This window comes from Ruegeria sp. BB6, assembly GCF_056539385.1.
The window spans coordinates 109,157-127,752 of the sequence record NZ_JBQFUW010000005.1 but is presented as its reverse complement, the minus strand read 5'-3'; the positions used below and the strand labels follow the sequence as shown (position 1 = coordinate 127,752).

The 18,596-nt window shown below is 60.5% G+C and carries 20 protein-coding genes; 5 read left to right on the top strand and 15 right to left on the bottom strand.

Translation table 11 applies throughout. From position 1 onward, the window contains the following. The first annotated feature begins 11 nt into the window (after nt 1-11). Together ACR0B7_RS13270 and ACR0B7_RS13265 are read left to right on the top strand one after the other, a co-directional pair. Complete coding sequence (locus tag ACR0B7_RS13270; protein WP_170485137.1) at nt 12-728, top strand: AzlC family ABC transporter permease; 717 nt, start codon at nt 12-14, stop codon at nt 726-728. Continuing rightward, the gene (locus ACR0B7_RS13265; protein WP_170485139.1) at nt 725-1,057 is read left to right on the top strand and encodes an AzlD domain-containing protein; all 333 of its coding nucleotides are present in this window, start codon (nt 725-727) and stop codon (nt 1,055-1,057) included. Before ACR0B7_RS13270 ends, ACR0B7_RS13265 begins: the two co-directional genes overlap by 4 nt. Here the strand turns inward: ACR0B7_RS13265 and ACR0B7_RS13260 are convergent. The 7 genes from ACR0B7_RS13260 to ACR0B7_RS13230 form a co-directional block, all read right to left on the bottom strand. Then, on the bottom strand, nt 1,046-1,678 hold the full coding sequence (locus ACR0B7_RS13260) for a hypothetical protein (protein ID WP_170387412.1): 633 nt from the start codon (nt 1,676-1,678) through the stop codon (nt 1,046-1,048). The two genes, ACR0B7_RS13265 and ACR0B7_RS13260, sit on opposite strands and share 12 nt — an antisense overlap. A 21-nt stretch (nt 1,679-1,699) precedes the next feature. Then, on the bottom strand, nt 1,700-1,834 hold the full coding sequence (locus ACR0B7_RS13255) for an aa3-type cytochrome c oxidase subunit IV (RefSeq protein ID WP_058281864.1): 135 nt from the start codon (nt 1,832-1,834) through the stop codon (nt 1,700-1,702). Nucleotides 1,835-1,901: 67 nt separating this feature from the next. Beyond that, entirely contained in the window at nt 1,902-2,462 is a 561-nt protein-coding gene (locus tag ACR0B7_RS13250; protein WP_170485141.1) for a hypothetical protein, read from the bottom strand. Continuing rightward, on the bottom strand, nt 2,449-4,287 hold the full coding sequence (locus tag ACR0B7_RS13245) for a glycerophosphodiester phosphodiesterase (RefSeq protein WP_170485143.1): 1,839 nt from the start codon (nt 4,285-4,287) through the stop codon (nt 2,449-2,451). The genes ACR0B7_RS13250 and ACR0B7_RS13245 overlap by 14 nt, the downstream gene beginning before the upstream one ends. A 64-nt stretch (nt 4,288-4,351) precedes the next feature. Further along, nucleotides 4,352-4,801: a DUF6173 family protein gene (locus ACR0B7_RS13240; RefSeq protein ID WP_170387405.1), complete on the bottom strand. Its 450-nt coding sequence runs from the start codon at nt 4,799-4,801 to the stop codon at nt 4,352-4,354. A 4-nt stretch (nt 4,802-4,805) separates the two neighbouring features. Continuing rightward, nucleotides 4,806-5,852 carry an MBL fold metallo-hydrolase gene (locus tag ACR0B7_RS13235; RefSeq protein WP_170485145.1) on the bottom strand — a complete coding sequence of 349 codons (1,047 nt, stop codon included), beginning with the start codon at nt 5,850-5,852 and terminating at the stop codon, nt 4,806-4,808. Continuing rightward, entirely contained in the window at nt 5,852-7,555 is a 1,704-nt protein-coding gene (locus ACR0B7_RS13230) for an acyl-CoA dehydrogenase family protein (RefSeq protein ID WP_170576808.1), read from the bottom strand. Before ACR0B7_RS13230 ends, ACR0B7_RS13235 begins: the two co-directional genes overlap by 1 nt. A 137-nt stretch (nt 7,556-7,692) precedes the next feature. On the opposite strand from ACR0B7_RS13230, the gene ACR0B7_RS13225 reads away from it, so the two are divergent. Next, a complete protein-coding gene (locus tag ACR0B7_RS13225) occupies nt 7,693-8,643 on the top strand; it encodes an L-threonylcarbamoyladenylate synthase (protein WP_170485149.1) in 951 nt (316 codons plus the stop codon). Here the strand turns inward: ACR0B7_RS13225 and ACR0B7_RS13220 are convergent, their stop codons facing one another. Next, complete coding sequence (locus ACR0B7_RS13220) at nt 8,644-9,198, bottom strand: YqgE/AlgH family protein (protein WP_170387396.1); 555 nt, start codon at nt 9,196-9,198, stop codon at nt 8,644-8,646. A 145-nt stretch (nt 9,199-9,343) separates the two neighbouring features. Here ACR0B7_RS13220 and ACR0B7_RS13215 point away from each other — a divergent pair, with 145 nt between their 5' ends. Together ACR0B7_RS13215 and ACR0B7_RS13210 are read left to right on the top strand one after the other, a co-directional pair. Next, complete coding sequence (locus ACR0B7_RS13215) at nt 9,344-10,156, top strand: protein-disulfide reductase DsbD domain-containing protein (protein WP_170485292.1); 813 nt, start codon at nt 9,344-9,346, stop codon at nt 10,154-10,156. A 5-nt stretch (nt 10,157-10,161) separates the two neighbouring features. Further along, on the top strand, nt 10,162-10,581 hold the full coding sequence (locus ACR0B7_RS13210; RefSeq protein ID WP_170387394.1) for an NUDIX hydrolase: 420 nt from the start codon (nt 10,162-10,164) through the stop codon (nt 10,579-10,581). Here ACR0B7_RS13210 and ACR0B7_RS13205 read toward each other — a convergent pair. From ACR0B7_RS13205 to ACR0B7_RS13175, 7 genes are all read right to left on the bottom strand, one after another. Next, complete coding sequence (locus tag ACR0B7_RS13205; RefSeq protein WP_170576807.1) at nt 10,578-13,976, bottom strand: efflux RND transporter permease subunit; 3,399 nt, start codon at nt 13,974-13,976, stop codon at nt 10,578-10,580. The genes ACR0B7_RS13210 and ACR0B7_RS13205 overlap by 4 nt on opposite strands. A 5-nt stretch (nt 13,977-13,981) precedes the next feature. Continuing rightward, complete coding sequence (locus tag ACR0B7_RS13200; RefSeq protein WP_170485153.1) at nt 13,982-15,436, bottom strand: RND family efflux transporter; 1,455 nt, start codon at nt 15,434-15,436, stop codon at nt 13,982-13,984. A gap of 104 nt (nt 15,437-15,540) precedes the next feature. Next, on the bottom strand, nt 15,541-16,083 hold the full coding sequence (moaB, locus tag ACR0B7_RS13195) for a molybdenum cofactor biosynthesis protein B (RefSeq protein ID WP_170485155.1): 543 nt from the start codon (nt 16,081-16,083) through the stop codon (nt 15,541-15,543). Between the two features lie 6 nt (nt 16,084-16,089). Further along, nucleotides 16,090-16,710, bottom strand: a complete 621-nt coding sequence (locus tag ACR0B7_RS13190; RefSeq protein WP_170485157.1) for a LysE family translocator — start codon at nt 16,708-16,710, stop codon at nt 16,090-16,092. After that, a complete protein-coding gene (locus ACR0B7_RS13185; RefSeq protein ID WP_170485159.1) occupies nt 16,707-17,306 on the bottom strand; it encodes a metallophosphoesterase in 600 nt (199 codons plus the stop codon). Before ACR0B7_RS13185 ends, ACR0B7_RS13190 begins: the two co-directional genes overlap by 4 nt. After that, nucleotides 17,306-18,070: a uracil-DNA glycosylase gene (locus ACR0B7_RS13180; RefSeq protein WP_170485294.1), complete on the bottom strand. Its 765-nt coding sequence runs from the start codon at nt 18,068-18,070 to the stop codon at nt 17,306-17,308. Before ACR0B7_RS13180 ends, ACR0B7_RS13185 begins: the two co-directional genes overlap by 1 nt. A 97-nt stretch (nt 18,071-18,167) precedes the next feature. Beyond that, entirely contained in the window at nt 18,168-18,374 is a 207-nt protein-coding gene (locus ACR0B7_RS13175) for a hypothetical protein (RefSeq protein ID WP_170485161.1), read from the bottom strand. Nucleotides 18,375-18,596: the final 222 nt, after the last annotated feature.

Here is an 18,596-nt window from a genome sequence, read left to right as displayed (position 1 = left end):
AGGATTTAGCCATGGCAGACACCACATCCAAGTCATACTTCTGGAAAGGGTTTCGGGACGGGACCCCGTTTATCTTTGTGGCGATCCCGTTCGGCACATTGTTTGGCGTGTTTGCGACCGAAGCAGGCTTGAACATCGTCCAAACGATGGCGTTCACCTCTACCGTTTTTGCCGGAGCCGCCCAGTTCGCCGCCCTGCAACTGCTGCAGGATCAGACTCCTACTGCGATCATTCTGGTATCCGCCTTGGCGGTGAATCTGCGCATGGCGATGTACTCGGCCTCACTGACTCCGTTTCTGGGCTCGGCCCCGATGTGGCAGCGCGCTTGCGCGGCCTATCTGACTGTCGACCAATCCTACGCCTGTTCGATCGTTCAATTCGAGAAAGAGCCGAACATGACCGTCCCCCAACGGATGGCCTATTTCGTCGGTTCGGTCACGCCGATTACACCTCTTTGGATACTGGCGACCTATCTTGGCGCGGTTCTGGGGACGCGCATTCCGGAAAGCTGGGCGCTGGATTTTGCCCTGCCGATCACGTTTCTGGCGATGATCGGCCCGATGATGCGCACCCTGCCCCATGTGGTGGCAGCACTCGTGGCAATCGTAGTGTCCCTGCTGACGGTGGCGATTCCGTTCAATCTGGGCCTGCTGATCGCCGGGTGCGCCGGCATGATCGCAGGTGCACAGGCCGAGTTGATGGCCGAGCGCAGAAAGGCCGCCGCATGACACAGCCTGATCCGGTCACGATCTGGACCATCATCATCGGGCTGGCCATCGGCAGCTATGCCCTGCGCTTTGTCTTTATCGGCCTGGTCGGAGATCGCCCGATGCCACCGTGGTTGCTGCGCCATCTGCGCTATACGGCCGTGGCAATCATTCCTGCGTTGATCGCGCCGCTGGTCGTGTGGCCTACGGCGACAGGCGGTCAACCCGATGCGCCGCGCATGGCGGCGGCGGCCGTGGCCTTGGCGACTGGTCTGTTTACCAAAAACGTGATCGCAGCCATCTTCAGCGGGGCCGCAACGCTTTACGGGCTGCTCTACCTATTGGGCTGAGTCAGCTTCCAACTGGTTCAATTGCGCATTATTGAAGGCGAGACCGGTTTGCAAATCGGCATCGTCATTTTCACGGTACTCGGCCGTTTGAACACCCGGTAGCTGGGCAAACTGGTCCGACAGATTGACAGGGTAGAAAGTGGTTTCGATCTGCTCGAACCCCGGCACCTGCTGCAACAACTGGGCGGTCGAATTGGCGCAGAACGCACCTGCAACCGGCCCCGACTGCTTGGCGATCTGCAAGGCAATCTCAGCCTGCTGGGGGGTCACTTCGACGGTTTGGATGCGCGCATAATGCGTTTCGCGCGCGTGGCTGCTGCGATAGGCGCGTTCCACGTTCGGCGTTATGCCATATAGAACGTCGTCCTTGATCGGAACCACATCCGCCCGAAAAGATCCAGCGGGGTCAAAGATCACCCTCTCGCTGCCATTGATCATCAGCGAGGTATGGGCACCCGAACCCGTCCGGGTGCTGATCATCGTATACAGGGTCAGGGTCGACGGTCCCGGATCGCGATAGGACCGCGCCGAAATTTCAGCCAAGTCCGCCTGCGGACGCTGAGACCCGGCACAGCCCGCAACTGTCGCTGCCAACAGACAGGCAATCAAAATCCTGATCACGGCCAACCCCGTTCTTCGGATTTAAGCGGCGAAGACCGCCAGGAAAAGGCAGAGGAAGGCGATGGCAACCACGCACCATGTGGTGGCCTTGATGAAACCGTTGAAGGTTTTTGTTTGAACGGTGATGTCCATTTCGCCGTGCTTGTATTCAGCCATGATTTCAGAATCCCAATTCGCGTGTTCGAGATGTTGGATAATCGAAAATCCCGGGCCTGTCACCACGTCATTCGCGCGCAGGGGCCAAGGTTTGAAACACAGAACACCCCGGATAGCCAAACCCCCAGCGCCACGGAAGCCCGGAACAGGGGCCACCACCAAATCGGACCGCTGCGTGCATTGCCTCGGCGGTGACGGAATGTGCCAGACGAATCTGATCCGGTGTCATGTCATAGCGTTGCGCGTAGTCTTCGGCACGATCCTCTCCGTGCTGCTTGACGCAGGCGCGCAACGTGTCGTCGGCGGAAAGGCGCGCCTCGAAACTGTCCTCGGCCCTCAGCGCGCCACCGGCATTGTGATAGGCGCGGTCATGGGTGACGCAGCACCCCTCCCACGGCGGGTGGGCTTCGTAGAGCGCGCCGAACTTGGGAAACGTATCAGCGACGAAACGCCAGCTTGCCGATAGACCGCCCGAGCAACCATCTGTTTCAAACGGCGTCAGAGCGGCCTCGCCGCGTTGCGTGATAAGCGCGTGATGAGCGGGCATTTCGAGACTTCGGATAAAGTCCTGCGAAAGGGCCGGCGACGCGCAAAAGATCAGCGCCGCAATCAGGTTACGGACTTGCATCACGCATCGCCTCGGTATCGACAGACATACCAAACGCAGCGGCCAGCCACAGCAGCAACCGCTCGCCCGGCCCCATTTCGGCGCGCACGCGCAGGACTTCATTGGCCATCCCGGGGCGGTCAGTGATCAGCCCATCCACGCCCATAGAGGCCATCGCGGACATTTGCAGCGGGTCGTTGACCGTCCAGACATAGATGTCCTTGCCCGCCGCCTGAACCGAACGCACCAGCCCCGGCGTGGCCATCGCAGCATTTACGGCGACAAACTCTCCTTCAAGCCCTGACAGATCACCGATTGCGGTGGCCGCAAGAACCCCGGCGCGCCAGTCCGGGCGCAGTTTCTTCATCTTTTGCACGGCCGGATACTTCAGCGACATCGTGGCGATGTCGTCCTGCATATCGAATTCCTCGACCAAAGCCGCCACGCGGTTCTCCAGATCAAAATCGTGGCCATAGTATTTCAACTCGATGATGACCTTGGCCTTGCCCTTGGCCGCCGCCAGCACGTCACGCAGGGTCGGGGTGCGCTCATCGGCATATTCAGGATCAAACCAACTGCCGATGTCGATCTCGGCCACATCTTCCATCGTCGCATCCCAAACTTTGGTTGGGACGCCCGCCAGTTTCATGAAGTCACTGTCATGGGCGACGATCACCACATCATCTGCGGTTTCCTGTACGTCGATCTCGACCCAATCGGCCCCGTCCTCGATCGCTTTCAGGACAGCCGCCATCGTGTTTTCGGGCCGCAGGGCAGCCGCCCCGCGATGGCCGATAACCTCGGCCCGGTCCGGAGCCTGAACACGTTCCAGCAGATGCTGACCAAACCACAGGCTGACCAGAACGGCGACGGCAGCCACGCCGACCGCTGCGAACAGCGGCACCCGCAGAGTGCCGGGCTCGGGGTGCGGTGGTTCGTCTGTCTTGATCTCGAATAACCTGTCCAGCACCACAGCCAGAGCACCCAGGGCTGTCGCTGCCAGCACCAGTCCCGCCAGCGACCATAGACCGGCAACCAGCAGGCTGTAGGTCAAAGCCAGGCGCAGGTTCGAGCTGTCCTGAAGGGGCACGATTGCGAACAAAATTCCGGCAACCCATGCGATCAGAGCCGCAATAGCCAGTCGCAATCCCAGCCACATCGCCAGATCGACCTTTAGGCGGCCACGTTTCCCCTCCATCCGTTCTGCGCTCAGCGGGAACGCATCCGCCGGGCGAACCTGCTCGAACAAAACCAGATGAAGCGACAGCGCCCACGCCGAAAGTCTGCGGATCAGAACCCAGGCCATGACCAAAACCACGGCCCCAATCAGAACCACGGCCGCCCAGAAGGAAGGTGGTTTAAAGGTCAGGTAGTAGTTGATGTCATATTCCGTCAGCCTCCACCAAGCGATCAGGGCTGACAGGGCCGCGAAGGGCAGAACCAACAACAAAACCCTTAGAACGAACCGAACCGCAAAGCCAAACAGCGCGGGAAGGCGCGACAAAATCAGACCTATGGCGGCACTGCCAGCGCGCCACGGGTCGGACTCTCCCATGCGCAGCGATCCCGCCATAACGGAGAACACGAACACTTCGGCCAGCAGGAACAGGCTCAGAACGGCGACAGCGACCAGAAAACCAGCCGGGGACAGGACAAATGCCGCGATATCCTGATCTGTCAGCGCGGTCTGACTGGACAGCGAGACCGCAAGGTTCGCGGCAATCGCCAGCCCCGGCGTAATCAGCGCGATCAACAGCAGGCGCACAACGATATAGATCGGAACAAACACGCGGCGGCGCGCCCATGCGCCTTTGTAGGCTTTTGTAACGGCTGAGAAACTTGTCACCTGACGCCCCCTTGAATGATCCCCTCATTCAAGGCCGCGCCGTCGCGAATTGCAAGTCAGGCCGTCAGCTTTCTTCCAGATTTGCCGCCAGCCGGAACCCGATGCGATTTGCGGGTTTGTCTTCGACCGATTTCGGCAAGGCGCGCAGCATCACGTTTAACTGGCTCACATGTTGCACAAGCTGGGTTCGTGCCCCGGTCGCGTCCGAGCCGTAGAAGGTGATGACATCGGGGTCGAAATACCCCATCCCCTCGATCCGCATGACACCCGCATCACCGCCGGTAAAGCCCATCGCGATCTCGTGGTCGCTATCCAATGTCTGCTCAAAGTTCTGGATGTACAGGATCAGACGCTCATAGGCCCATTGCGCCGGGCTTTTGGTTTCAACCGGTGCTTTCAGCGGATCGGGCAGGTCTTTTGCACCGGATTTCGCGTTGGGATTGGCATGCACCTCGTAGCACCGGGGAAGGGCCGCGGATTCCGCTGCCTCGGCTGAGGTTTCGATCTTGTCCATGCCTTTACCCTTTGCGCTGAAACTCCCACGCCCCGTCCGCACGGCGCGTCCGGGTGACAGCACCAATGTGGTAAAGATGGTTGAGATGTGCAACCGACTCGACCAAGGCCAGCCCGTACTCGCCCTCGCCAATCTTGCGTTTGAACAGCGGGACAAAACAGTCAGCGGCGGTTTTGGGCGTATCCAGATAGTCTTGCAGTCGATCCAGCGCGCTGTGGTGATTGTCGATCAGTTGCTTCATCCGCAACGGCAACCCGGTGAATGGCAGCTTGTGCCCACCCAGCGCCAGTTGATCGGGCCGGGCCAGACCTTGCAGACGCTCGCACGCCTCTAGCCATTCGGCGACCGGGTCGGCCATCGGTTCGGTGACAAAGACGCCAAGGTTGGGGCTGATCGAACTGAGGATCTGATCTCCGGTAATCACCAGATTGTCGTCGCAGCTCCAGAATGTGGCATGTTCGGGCGCGTGGCCATTGCCCATATGCACGACCCAGTCACGCCCGCCCATGCGGATCACGCCATCCTGCTTGATCCGGGTAAAGCCCAGCGGCATCGGATAAACCGTATCGCAATAGTTGAAGGGCCGCTCGGTCATGCGCTTGGCCAGAATTTCAGGCGCCATGCCTGCGCTGCGATAGTAATCCAGCGTTTCCTGGGGCCAGGTTTCCTGCACATCCAGCGTCAGCATTCGCGCAAACAGCCAGGCGGTGCGGGTCGTGATCAGTTCCACGCCGTGTTCAGACTGGAACCAACCCGCATTGCCGATGTGGTCCGGGTGGTGATGCGTCACCACAACCCGGTTCACTGGTTTACCGCGCAACGGACCCGCCAAAAGCGTTTCCCAGATCGCGCGGGTTTTCTTCGATGAAAACCCCGTGTCGATCAACGTCCATCCGTCACCGTCATCCAACGCGTAGACATTGACGTGATCCAGCGCCATCGGCAGCGGAAGCCGCATCCACAGCACACCCTCGGCGACCTCGATCGCTTCGCCCTGGGCCGGAGGCTCAGGCCATGGATAGCGGATCGCCAGAAGGGTATCGCCGTCCATCAGGCTGCCAGCTCGTCTGCGCTGAGGGCATAAATATCGTCCGCCCCGTTCTGCGCCTGCGCCAGCAGACCGGCAAACTCAGGCAGCAGCGCATTGATATAATAGCGCGCCAGCTTAAAGCGTGGACCTTCCTGTTCGGCCAGAGCCGCCTTGAGGTGATAATGCCCACCCAGAACACGCGCGAAAGCATGCAGATAGGGCACGGCACCGGCAAAACGCGTGTTCATGTCGGTCTGCGACACAAGCCATTCGGTTGTTTCCCGCAGGCTTTCGGTGGCTTCCCAAACAGGTCCGGCCAGTTCAGGCATCGTCGCGCGTGCTTTTTCGGCGTGATCCTCGATTTCGTCCAGAAGACGTCCGGCCGCTTCACCGCCGTCCATCATCTTACGCGCAACAAGGTCCATGGCCTGAATGCCGTTGGTGCCTTCGTAAATCGCGGTTACGCGGACATCGCGATAATACTGCGCAGCGCCGGTTTCTTCGATGAAGCCCATGCCGCCATGCACCTGAACACCGGTTTCCGACACGCGCATTCCGGTTTCGGTTCCAAACGCCTTGCCGATTGGCGTCAGCAAAGCAGCGCGGGCGACCCATTCGGGATCGTCAGTGGCCGAGGCCATGTCGATCGCGGCCGCATTCGCCAGCATAATTGCGCGGGCTGCAAACGTATCAGCGCGCATCCCCATCAACATGCGACGTACATCAGCGTGATCAATGATGGTGCCCGAGGGCGTCTTACCCTGCTTGCGTTCCAGCGCATATTCCAGCGCATGTTGATAAGCGCCTTCGGCCGCGCCAACGCCCTGACCCCCGACGCCCAGACGTGCGTTGTTCATCATGGTGAACATCGCGGCCATGCCGCCATGCTCTTTGCCGATAAGCCAGCCCTTGGCGCCGTCATACTGCATCACGCAGGTCGGCGACCCGTGCAGACCCATCTTGTGCTCTAGCGAGACCACTTTCAGATCGTTGGCCACGCCGGGATTGCCATTCTCGTCCGGCAGGTACTTGGGCACCAGGAACAGCGAAATCCCTTTCGTGCCCGGCACACCATCAGGAAGGCGTGCCAGAACCAGATGGCAGATGTTTTCAGCAAAATCGTTGTCGCCCCAAGAGATATAGATCTTCTGGCCCGACACCGAATAGGTGCCATCGCCATTGGGTTCCGCCTTTGAAGTCAGCGCGCCAACGTCCGAACCGGCCTGCGGCTCGGTCAGGTTCATGGTGCCCGACCACTCGCCCGAGATCATCTTGGGCAGGTAGAGGTCTTTCAACGCGTCACTGGCGTGATGTTCCAGCGCCTCGATCTGGCCCTGTGTCATCAGCGGAGCCAGTTGCAGCGACAGGCAGGCCGCGCTCATCATCTCGTTGACGGCAGTGGTCAGAGTCATCGGCAGGCCCATGCCACCATATTCGGGATCGGCGCTCATGCCGATCCAGCCGCCTTCCGCAATGGCTTTCCAACCGTCGCCGTATCCGGGCGACGTGCGCAGCACACCGTTTTCCAGTCGGGCCGGTTCCAGGTCGCCAGGTCTCTGAAGCGGCGCCATGATATCTTCACACAATTTGCCAGCTTCGGTCAGGATGGCGCTAACGACATCTTCACTGGCTTCCGAGAATTTCTCGGTCGCAGCGATCTGGTCGAAACCGATGGCGTTGCGGAACAGAAATTCATAATCGGAGATTGGCGCGCGGTACGGCATGTCTTCCCTCGGAGTTGTTTGATTCGGTTTACGCTGACGGGGTTGGAATTTCCACCTTCAGTCTTTATGCATCTGGGATTGAACGATTACGTAGCCTTACCCATGTTACACGCAATCAAAACGCGGCGTCACCGCCCATGAGTCCTAACGGCACTCGGGAATTTAGCGCGGACTCCCGCGGAATCGCGCAGGCTGCGGACCTGCTGCGACAGGGTCTTTTGGTCGCTTTTCCGACCGAAACAGTTTACGGGCTGGGTGGAGATGCGCGCAACGGTGAAGCCGTGGCTGGCATCTATGCAGCAAAAGGACGCCCCAGTTTCAACCCGCTGATCGCGCATGTCGCTTCGGTCGAAGCCGCCCAACGATTTGTCGAGTGGTCCGATCAGGCCGACAAGTTGGCGCGGTCGTTCTGGCCTGGTCCACTGACACTGGTTCTGCCCTTGCGCGCGGGTCATGGCGTATCTTCGCTGGTCACCGCCGGACTAGACACTCTGGCTGTGCGCGTTCCGGCACATCCGTCGGCGCGTGCATTGCTAAGTGCATTTGACGGACCGGTCGCTGCGCCCTCGGCCAATCCCTCGGGCCAGATCAGCCCGACCACGGCCGACCACGTGCGGGCCGGGCTGGGCGGTCGCATAGCTGCCATTCTGGACGATGGCCCCTGCGGGGTTGGGGTGGAGTCCACGATCGTCGGGCTGGCGGGTGACCCCGCCCTTCTGCGCCCCGGAGGTGTGGCGCTAGAGCAAATCGAAGCCGTATTGAAAACGCGGCTGCACTTTCATAAGCCCGGCGATACCCTGACAGCACCGGGACAGTTGCAGTCACACTATGCACCCGACGCGCCGGTAAGGTTGAACGCAGGTGAAACGCAAGGCGATGAGGTTTTGTTGGGGTTCGGACAGGTTGACTGCGATCTGAACCTGTCGCCGGACGGTGACCTGACCGAAGCTGCCGCCAATCTTTTTGCCGCCCTGCACAGCCTGAATGACACTGGCCGACCCATCGCGGTGTCACCCATCCCGGATCATGGGCTAGGGGCCGCAATCAACGATCGTCTGCGCCGCGCCGCCGCGCCACGCGATAGCTGATCAAGCGCGTCCGGCGCTGGCTGACAGGGTCAGGGGGTCCACACCCAACGTGGCAAGCGCGGCCTCCCATTTCTCGTCGTCTGGAATGTCGAAAACCAGCTTGGATGACGCCTCGGCCGTGAGCCAGCCGTTTTTTGCGATCTCATCCTCAAGCTGCCCCGGACCCCAGCCGGAATAGCCCAGCGCCAATGTCGAGTTCAGCGGCCCCGTCCCCGAGGCCAGGTCTTCAAGCACGTCCAAAGTGGCCGTCATGCTGAAATCGTCCGAAATCTTCATTGAATGCAGGTTGGCGTCATAGTCCGAACTGTGCAGCACAAACCCTCTGGACATTTCGACGGGGCCGCCAAAGTGAACCAGCCGCTCGCCGACAATCGGAATCTGGCAGGCGATATTGAGCTGTTCGAGCAAGGTTTTGATCCGCAGGTCCGAAGACTTGTTCACGATCAATCCCATCGCCCCGTCGTCACCATGACTGCATATATAGACCACTGAATGATCGAAGCGCGGGTCTCCCATGCCAGGCATCGCAATCAACAGTTTTCCGGTCAGGTCCATAAAACGACATCTCTTGCTGAATACCCCTCAACAATGGCCCCGGGGGGCTGGTATTGGCAAGGGATCAACGAAGATTTCCGCAGATTTCATTCAAGTGACCGGAACGTGACTTGGAATCGGACCCGACACGGCGCATGTTGTGGGTATGATCGCAAAGGTGACATTTTCGGCGCTCGCATTGACCTTGAGCCTTGGTTTACCCGGCCCTGTCGCAGCACAGGTGAAGGGGGACGTGGCACAACTGGACATTCTGGACGGCGGCCGCACGGCAAAAGGCAATTACCTTGGGGCGCTGCGCGTGACCTTGAAAGACGGGTGGAAAACCTACTGGCGCGCACCAGGAGACGCGGGGATTCCGCCTCAGTTCAACTGGAACGGTTCGGACAATGTTGGGGGCGTGTCGATCACTTGGCCCGCGCCCCATGTGTTCGACCAGAACGGCCTGCAATCCATCGGGTACGAGGATCAACTGGTCCTTCCGGTTGAGATAACCCCAAAGAACCCTTCGCGTCCCGTGCGATTAAGTGGAACGATGGATTTGGGCGTTTGCAAAGATGTCTGCATCCCCGAGCAACTGGATTTCGATCATACCTTGAACGCGGACGCGGGTCGCAATCCCGCGATTGCCGCCGCGCTCGCCCAGCGCCCTTTCTCGGCGAAAGAAGCGCGTGTTTCGCGCACCAGTTGCCACCTGACACCCACACCTGATGGTATGCAGATTGAGGCTCGCGTCACCATGCCCTCGGCCGGCGGGCGTGAGGTCGCCGTTATCGAACCCGGCAATCCGGCGCTGTGGGCCTCGCCCCCCGAAACAGTACGGCAGGGCGATACGCTGGTCGCCACCTCCGAGGTGATCAGCGAATCCGGCGGTCCTTTCGCGCTGGATCGATCCGAAATACGGATCACCGTCTTGGGTGCGAGTCATGCCGTTGACATTCAAGGGTGCAGCGCAGGCTGACCCGAATGACGCAAACTCCGAAAATCGGCGCGCTGGCCGTTGTTGTCCACAATCAAAATGTGCTTCTGGTCCAGCGCAGCAAGCAACCTGATGCGGGGCTTTGGGGTTTTCCCGGTGGTCATGTGGAATGGGGTGAAACCGTACTGCAGGCCGCACAACGAGAGCTATTCGAGGAAACCTCGGTCATTGCCGCGCCCATGCGCTATCTGGACAATCTGGACCTGCTGCGCCGGGACAGCCAAGGCGCAGTGCTGTCACATTACCTTCTGGTCGGCGTTGCCTGCGAATACCGCTCGGGTCAACCCAATGCGGGGGACGACGCGTTGGATGCGCGCTGGTTTCCGTTGGATCAAATCCGCAGCGGCGATCTGCCGATGAGCAACCGGGTCAGTGACCTTCTGGAAACTGCGCTGGCTCAACTTTAGGCCATTTGCCTTTTGAAGCGGATGTATAACAGGCTGGACAGCGCAACCGACAGCACGAGTATCAGCAGTGCTCCGGCAAGGAAAAGTCCGAGCCCCATCCGCAATACCGCCAACCCGTCCTCGCCAGCGTAAAACCCGGACAGCGGCCCGACCGGTGCGCCCAGAAGTGCAGGCCAGACCATCGTCACCCCGAACCACAGCAAAAGGACCAGCCCCGTTGCGAAAATTGCCCCTTGAACAACGCGATCCGGTGCCCGCAACGCCCGCCGCATGGCCGTCATGGGGCGGGAAAGATCGTTTAGGATGGCCAGCAATGCAGGGACCAGCAGCAGAACCAGCAACATCCCAAAGGCAAGCCCGTAGACCAATGTGATCACTGTCGGCTTGAGAAACTGCGCCTGTTGGGACCCCTCGTACAACAGAGGGGTCAGTCCCAGAACGGTCGTCAGTGTCGTCAGCATGACCGGACGCAAACGGTCCGCCGTACCCTCGATGATCGACGGAACAAGCCCACGTTCCTTTTGATAGGCGTCAATTGTCGTCACCAGAACGATCGAGTCGTTGATGATGATCCCGGTCATCCCCAGCAGGCCCACCACGGTAAACATGCTAAGCGGCACATCCCAAACGTAGTGCCCCCAGATCGTGCCCACCAAACCAAAGGGTATGATTGCCATGACAACCAGCGGCCGTGTCCAACTGGCAAAAACCCAGGCCAGCACCAGATAGATTCCGGTCAGGCACAAGATCAGACCCGTCCGCGCCTCGGTCAGGAACTCATCCTCCTGCTCGCTAAGGCCCGCCATTGTCCATTCGACCTGTCGTTCGGCGGCAATATTGGGCAAAATCTCCTCGCCTAGCGCTCGGGCGATTTCCGCGGCTCGGGCCGGGTCGTCTTCGGAAATGTCACCATTCACGGACACCACCCGCAGACCGTTTTCGCGCCGAACAGTCGAAAAGCCCGATTTGCGCTGAACCGAAACGATATCGGCCAGCGGCACATATATCCCGTCCGGGGTGCGCATCAGGGTCCGCTCAAGGAAATCCGCCGTCAATTCGCCTTCGGGCAGTTCCACGCGGATCTCGGCGCTGCGCGGACCGTCGGGGAAGGTGGCGGCCTCAATCCCGTTCAGGCGATCCCTAAGCACACGACCCAGCGTTTCGATCCGAAAGCCCAGCGCCTGACCCTGCGCCGTGAGATCCAAAATGAATTCCTCTTTGTCGTAGGCCAGATTGTCTTCCAGTGCCGAAACCTCGGAGTATTTCGACAACTCGACCTGCAAGTCCTCGGACGCGGCCTTGAGCGTGTTCACGTCCGCACCATAAAACTGCACATCGATGGCGTCGCCGCCCGGCCCGGATCGCCAGCCCCGGAAACTGAGCACTTCAACCTTGGGGTGGAGCGGAGCAAATTCCTGAAGCTCGCCTACGAACTCAAAACTGGAATACGGACGAAGATCGGCATCGATCAGTTCGATGGAAATACCGCCGAGCAAGTCGGAATCCTTGCCGTCAGCCGCCGACAGTCCAAACCCCGCCGAGCCACCGACTTCGGCCAGCACATAGTCGATCGGGTTCCGCCCGTGCCGTTCCTCGTAGATCTGACCCAATTCTTCGGTTGCACGTTGCAACTGGTGCATCATGGCCAGTGTATCCGCGCGCGTGGCCCCTTCGACCATAATGAAGTTGCCCGTGACCGAACCTCGCTCGGGCGCGTTGAAGAACCTCCAGTTCACATCGCCGCGGATGAAAAGCGCAATCTGGCTGGCCAGAAAGACCAGCATCACCGCGACAACCACATAGCGCGCCCAGATCGCCCAGGCGATCAGCGGGCGGAACAGATGGTCCCGCACCCAGCGAAACCCGCGATTTACAACGCGGTTGGGCAGATCGTACCAATGTTCCTTGGCCGAATGGGCAATGGCATGCGCCATATGATTGGGCAGGATCAGAAAACACTCGATCAGCGAGGCGATCAGAACCGCAATGACGGTGAAGGGGATGTCGCGGATCAACTCTCCGAACCGGCCCCCTATCGCGGTCAGCCCGAAGAAGGCAATCACGGTTGTCAGGGTCGCCGCAAAGACCGGCATAGCCATGCGCCGCGCTGCGCGTTCGGCGGCCACCACGGGGGCTTCGCCCAATCGACGCGCGCGAAAGTCCGCGTGCTCACCCACGACAATCGCGTCATCCACAACGATGCCCAGCGTGATAATCAGGCCGAACAGGGATACCATGTTGATCGACAGCCCGCCGATATACATGAAGGCGATGGCCGCCGACATGGCCACCGGAATACCCGCCGCGACCCAGAACGCGATGCGGGCATTCAGAAACAGAAACAGCAGACAAACAACCAGCCCCAGACCCACGAGGCCGTTATCAATCAGAATATCCAATCGATTGGTGATCGCCTGTGCGCGAGTCCGTATCAGCTCGACCGTCACACCTTCGGGCAGGCTGGCCTGCATCTCGGCCACGACATCCTCAACCGTGCGCTGGATTTCTATTGCATCGCCCAGGTTCGAGCGATCGACACGCACGGACATGGCCGGGTTCTCACCGACAAAATAGCTTCGGTTGCGGTTCACGCCTTCGACCCGGATCAGAGCCACATCTCCGATCAACAGCTTGGAACCGTCGGCAAAGTTGCGCAGAGGAATGCCCTCGATTTCCTCTGGCGTCCGCTTTTCTGTTCCCGTCCGAATACGCGCATTGGCCCCGGTCACATCTCCAGCGGGGTTGGCTGTCACCTCTGCAGAAATGGCGGCGGCAATTTCCGACAAGGTAATATCATTGGCGATAAGCTGGGCGGTCGGCACTTCGACCACCACGCGAGGGGCCGCCAGTCCCCGGATTGTCGTGCGGGTGACGCCCACGGCAAACAGACGGTTGATCAATTCATCGGTAAACTTGGCCAAATTGTCCGGTGCAACCGGACCGGTGACCACCACGTCGGTCACGCGATCCCTCCAGGCGCCGCGGCGAATGGTGGGTTCTTCGGCGTCTTCGGGCAGGTTGCTGACACCATCGACGGCGGTCCTGACCTCCTCGACCGCGCGAGACATGTCCCAGTTCGGCTCAAACTCCAACCGGATGCTCGCGCGCCCCTCGCGTGAAGTCGCCTCGGTGCTGGCAACGCCTTCGACGGCCAGAAGCGCTGGTTCCAGAACCTGTACGATGCCATTGTCAATGTCCTCGGGGCCAGCACCTTCCCATTCGACATTGACGTCGACCCGTTCCAGGATCACGTCTGGAAAGAACTGCGCCCGCATGTTCGGTATGGCTGCGGCCCCCAGAACGAGCATGACAAGCAACAGAAGGTTGGCCACCGTTCTGTGTCGCGTGAAATAGCTGAGAATGCCGCCCGCCACGCTGGGAATCTCGCGCATCATCGGGCCTATCCCCCTGCCCGGTTTTCAAGCCGCCGCACCAGCGACGCCGGGACTGTGGCCTCGCGCAACTGCCCCAGCACTCGGTCCTTTACATCCTCTGGCATACGGTCGCTAGCCTCGACCTGCGCCATGAGCTGGGCGCGCTTTTCCTCGGTCAGCTCGACCATTTCGGCCGTGGCGCCGGCGTTGGCCTCTACCCGCAAGGGCCGCACCCGGACACCTGCCCCCAGCAAAGGCGTTCTGCCGACCACGACCTCGCGGCCCTCCAGACCCTCACCGCGCAGCAGGACCTCATCCCCCTGACGGCGAATAAGCTGCACAGGCAGCGCCTCAAGCCGATCCCCTTCGCCCAGCACCAAGACCGTGCCGACCGCATCCAGAACCGACGAGGGCAGACGCACCACGTTTTCTAACGGCTGTTCCTCGACAGTGACCGTCACGAAATCTCCGGGCTTGAACCCGGATGCATCGTCCAGTCGGGCGTAGATCAACCGCCCGGTCTGCCCTTCACCGGCCGACCCGCTGTCTCGGCTGATGCGCCCTTGCGCCATCAGGTCGGTGCCCGTGACCTCAAGCGATACAGTAACCGGCGCGTTGATCAATGCGCCCTGCGCATCCAGCAGGCGCACATATTGCGCGGTCGAAACGCGGAACGCTACCTCCAGCGCATTCGGATCGACCAGTTCGGCCAGCTTTTCATTGGCGGACACCAAGCGCCCTTCGACCAGTGTCACATCCGTCAGCGTGCCGCCAAACCGCGCCCTTACAGTCATGTCATCCAGATCGCGTTCAGCGGCCTCCAGCGCGATACGCGCGCGCGCCAGCAGAGTGCTCGCCTGATCCACACGCGATTCCGCCTGAGCCAGCGCTATCCGTCGCGCCAGCACCGACTGCTGGGCGGAAGCCTCGGCCAGTTCAGCCTCTTCCACGGCCGCCGGGGTTCCGACGCCCCGGCTTTGCAGGTCTTTCTGGCGCTGCAAGGCACGACCGCGCAGACCCGCCTGCGCCTCGGCCGAGTTCAGTTCATCCTGCGCCAGCAGCAAAGACCGCTCGGCATCGCGTTCCTCGAACTGGGCGTCCAGAAGATCGGATTTTGCCCGATCCAGTGCAGATTGCGCATCGGCGGGGTCAAGTTCGACCAGCACTTCACCTTGTGTCACCACGCCGCCGTCCTCGAAATCTTCGGACAGCGAAATCACACGCCCACCCAAAGCAGCACGCAGTTCCAGCCGTCTGCGGCTTTGCACTTCGCCGAAGGCTTCCAGATAAGGGGTAACGGTCGATAGCTCGGCTGGCTGGACGGACACGGCAAACACACGCTCACGCGCCTGCGGAGGCTCATCGTCGCGCGTCAGCACATCCTGAACAGCGCCCGAGATCATCTGCACGGCCACAAATAGCAGGGCCAGCGTCACAGACGCCAGGAACACACCGACAAGGCTCTGCCTCAGAAATCGCATTCACTTTTCCCCGGTTGCATCAGGCTGCTATCTGCAAAAGGTAGCCGGGCCGTCAAAATTGCCAAGCTACAAAGTCCGTTTAAACGCTTGAACGTGCGAACAGTTTACTTCCGTCGCAGATGTTCGTCCAATCTGGGCATTATTTCCACGAAATTGCAGGGCCGGTGCCGGTAGTCGAACTGTTTCTCCAAAATTCCGTCCCACGCATCTTTGCACGCGCCGGGGCTGCCGGGCAGCGCAAACAGGTAGGTTCCTCCGGCCACACCGCCCGTTGCCCGAGACTGCACCGCCGAAGTGCCGATTTTCTCCATCGACAGAATGGTGAATACAGTGCCAAACGCGTCGATCTCTTTTTCATAAACGTCGCGATGCGCCTCGACTGTTACATCGCGCCCGGTCAGTCCAGTGCCGCCGGTCGAGATCGCGACGTCGATTTCCGGGTCCGCGATCCAACTCCGCAACTGCGCTGCGATCTCGGGACGCTCATCCCTGATAATTTTGCGGTCTGCGACTGTATGGCCAGCCCGTTCGATCCTGTCGACAAGCGTCTGGCCCGAGCGATCTTCGTCCAGCGCGCGCGTATCCGATACGGTCAAAACGGCGATACGGATAGGGATGAATTCCAAGGTTTCGTCAATACGCGACATCCGGCGTCAGGCCCTTTCCATGATGGCAAGTCGAAGGGCAAGGGCCGTGAAAATCCCGCCCGTCACCCATCCCATGATACGAGAGGCGCGCGGGTTCGAGATCAGCACTCGCCCCGCGCCGCCTGCAAAAATTCCAACCATCCCGTTCACGACGAAACCGCCCAGCGCGATGATCACGCCCAAGATCAGGAATTGCGGCAGGATCGGCCCGATGGCCGGGTTCACGAATTGCGGGATAAAGGCCAGCACGAACAGAATGACCTTGGGATTGGTCAAGTTCACGACCAGCCCGTCCCGAAAGGCGTATCGCGTTGGTTTGGCGGGCTTGTCGTCTGAGACGGCACCGTACCGTATCGCGCCCCACGCCAGATACATCAGATAGGCCACGCCCATCCAGCGGATCACATCGAACAGCCACGGCAGGGTGGACACGGCAGCACCCAGGCCAAGCCCTGCCAGCAACACGTGAACCATCAGCCCTGCAGACACCCCGGCACTGGCGATCAGTGCAGGTTTCGCACCTGACCGCAGCCCCTGTCCGAAACAAAACATCATGTCGGCCCCCGGCGTGAAATTCAGCGCCATGGCCGCCGGGATAAACGCCAGCAACGTCACCGTTTCGATCATGTGATCACCTCGAACCAGTTCACTTTGGGGCCGAGATTGGCAATCTGCGTGCGCCCGATGGTGCCGCGAAAGCCCCAACTGTCATGGATATGACCGTGCAGAGAGTATTGCGGCTGCAATCGCTCGATCGCGTCGCGCACGGCCACCGACCCCACCGCATCGCCCATTGACGTCGTATCGCCATACCCTTTGGGCGGCGAGTGCGTGATCAGGATATCAGCGGCGTCGCAACGCTCCAGCAACTCGGCGGCTTCTGATTCCGACAGGTCGCAGGACCATTCTCCGAACGGCGTGACGGGAACGCCGTATCCAAGGCCGAACAGACGCAGACCATCCAAAGTCATCCCCGATCCGTGCAGAACATGGACACCCTCGGGTGCGGCATCCGTCAACTCTCCGGCGCTTTCGGCGTTTCCGGGGGTCAGGACAAGAGGGGCGGAGATTTCCGACAGCATCGCCATCGCTTCATCCAGACCCTGTCGCATATTGCAATAATCACCGGCTCCGATCACCAGATCAGCCTCGGCGCTGGCCGAGGCAATCTCGGCCGCGCGGTTGCGCGCCATATGCAGGTCCGAGAACGCGAGAATACGCATCACGTGCCCTCCAGCCAGGCTTTCAACTCCAGCAAATCCGCCCATGCGTGCCGTTTCAACGGCGGCTGACGCAGCAGGTCTTCGGGTTTCAACATCGGAATCACCGGCAGATCAAACCCCTGATCCCACTTGCCGCGCAGCCGATTGATCCCGCGCTTGCCCAGCACCGCCTGACAACTGATATTGCCCATGACCACCAGAACGTCCGGCTTGGCCAGCGCCACGTGACGTTCCAGAAACGGCTGCATCATCCCGATTTCCTGAGGGTTCGGGTCGCGGTTCTGGGGCGGGCGCCAAGGCAGAACATTGGTGATATAGACGTTTTCCGCACGGTCCAGATCTATCGCGGCCAGCATCCGGTCTAGCAACTGGCCCGCTCGACCCACGAAAGGCTTGCCCGCACGGTCTTCTTCGCGGCCCGGCGCTTCTCCGACGATCATCACCCGCGCACCCGGTGTGCCATCCGCAAAGACCAATTGGCGCGCCCCGCGTTTCAGATCACAATGCTCGAACGCCTCCATCGTGCTGCGCAACTGATCCAACGACCCTGCGCTGGCGGCCGCGGCCTTGGCAACGGCAACCGGGTCCACCTGTTTCGGTTTTTCGGGCGCGGCCTGCGCAGCTTTGGGCTTTTTGGCTTTGGGCGCAGTGTCCGGCAACGCATAGCGATCCACCGGAGCATCCCCGATCGCATCTGTTGCGCCCAGTTCAATCTGCCATTCCAGCAGAGCCCGCGCCGTGTGATAGTCCAAAGCCGATTCCATAGCTCTCAATCTAACCACCTTTTGACCGAGGGAAAGCGAATAGCACTTGATCGGATGGCCCGTCCCGCCCAGCATTGCCCCATTCATGTTGGTCCTATTACGATTCCTTGCCATTGCGCTGTTGCTGATCCCCCTCGGCGACCCCGGTTTCGCACAGCTTCAAAACCGGGGCGGTCTGTACGACAGGAACACTTTTCCGAACCGGGGCGGTATCTATGAACGGAACAATCAATGCCCCGGCGGTCAGTTCAAATGCGGTGCCCGCTGCTGTTCCGGCGGCCAAAGATGCAGCTTCGACGGCCACTGCATTCCTCTGGGTGGCACCTATTGCGGGGGCGGTCGTACATGCGGCCCGTTCGAGCGCTGCGTTGCAGGTGGCAGATGCGCGCCAAGAGGCATAAACAAGTGCCGGGCGCGCCTTGATTGTCCCGGCGGCAGCTTTTGCAACGCCCGGGGTGAGTGCGAGACGATCACACCCGACATTCAGCCCCTCCCCTCGCTAAAATGCAGCGACGGGCGCACCTGC

Coding starts and splice junctions, on each gene's coding strand:
- ACR0B7_RS13270 (WP_170485137.1), top strand. CDS start 12: ATGGCAGACACCACATCCAAGTCATACTTCTGGAAAGGGTTTCGGGAC.
- ACR0B7_RS13265 (WP_170485139.1), top strand. CDS start 725: ATGACACAGCCTGATCCGGTCACGATCTGGACCATCATCATCGGGCTG.
- ACR0B7_RS13255 (WP_058281864.1), bottom strand. CDS start 1,834: ATGGCTGAATACAAGCACGGCGAAATGGACATCACCGTTCAAACAAAA.
- ACR0B7_RS13250 (WP_170485141.1), bottom strand. CDS start 2,462: ATGCAAGTCCGTAACCTGATTGCGGCGCTGATCTTTTGCGCGTCGCCG.
- ACR0B7_RS13240 (WP_170387405.1), bottom strand. CDS start 4,801: ATGGACAAGATCGAAACCTCAGCCGAGGCAGCGGAATCCGCGGCCCTT.
- ACR0B7_RS13235 (WP_170485145.1), bottom strand. CDS start 5,852: ATGGACGGCGATACCCTTCTGGCGATCCGCTATCCATGGCCTGAGCCT.
- ACR0B7_RS13230 (WP_170576808.1), bottom strand. CDS start 7,555: ATGCCGTACCGCGCGCCAATCTCCGATTATGAATTTCTGTTCCGCAAC.
- ACR0B7_RS13225 (WP_170485149.1), top strand. CDS start 7,693: ATGAGTCCTAACGGCACTCGGGAATTTAGCGCGGACTCCCGCGGAATC.
- ACR0B7_RS13220 (WP_170387396.1), bottom strand. CDS start 9,198: ATGGACCTGACCGGAAAACTGTTGATTGCGATGCCTGGCATGGGAGAC.
- ACR0B7_RS13215 (WP_170485292.1), top strand. CDS start 9,344: ATGATCGCAAAGGTGACATTTTCGGCGCTCGCATTGACCTTGAGCCTT.
- ACR0B7_RS13210 (WP_170387394.1), top strand. CDS start 10,162: ATGACGCAAACTCCGAAAATCGGCGCGCTGGCCGTTGTTGTCCACAAT.
- ACR0B7_RS13205 (WP_170576807.1), bottom strand. CDS start 13,976: ATGATGCGCGAGATTCCCAGCGTGGCGGGCGGCATTCTCAGCTATTTC.
- ACR0B7_RS13200 (WP_170485153.1), bottom strand. CDS start 15,436: ATGCGATTTCTGAGGCAGAGCCTTGTCGGTGTGTTCCTGGCGTCTGTG.
- moaB (WP_170485155.1), bottom strand. CDS start 16,083: ATGTCGCGTATTGACGAAACCTTGGAATTCATCCCTATCCGTATCGCC.
- ACR0B7_RS13190 (WP_170485157.1), bottom strand. CDS start 16,710: ATGATCGAAACGGTGACGTTGCTGGCGTTTATCCCGGCGGCCATGGCG.
- ACR0B7_RS13185 (WP_170485159.1), bottom strand. CDS start 17,306: ATGCGTATTCTCGCGTTCTCGGACCTGCATATGGCGCGCAACCGCGCG.
- ACR0B7_RS13180 (WP_170485294.1), bottom strand. CDS start 18,070: ATGGAATCGGCTTTGGACTATCACACGGCGCGGGCTCTGCTGGAATGG.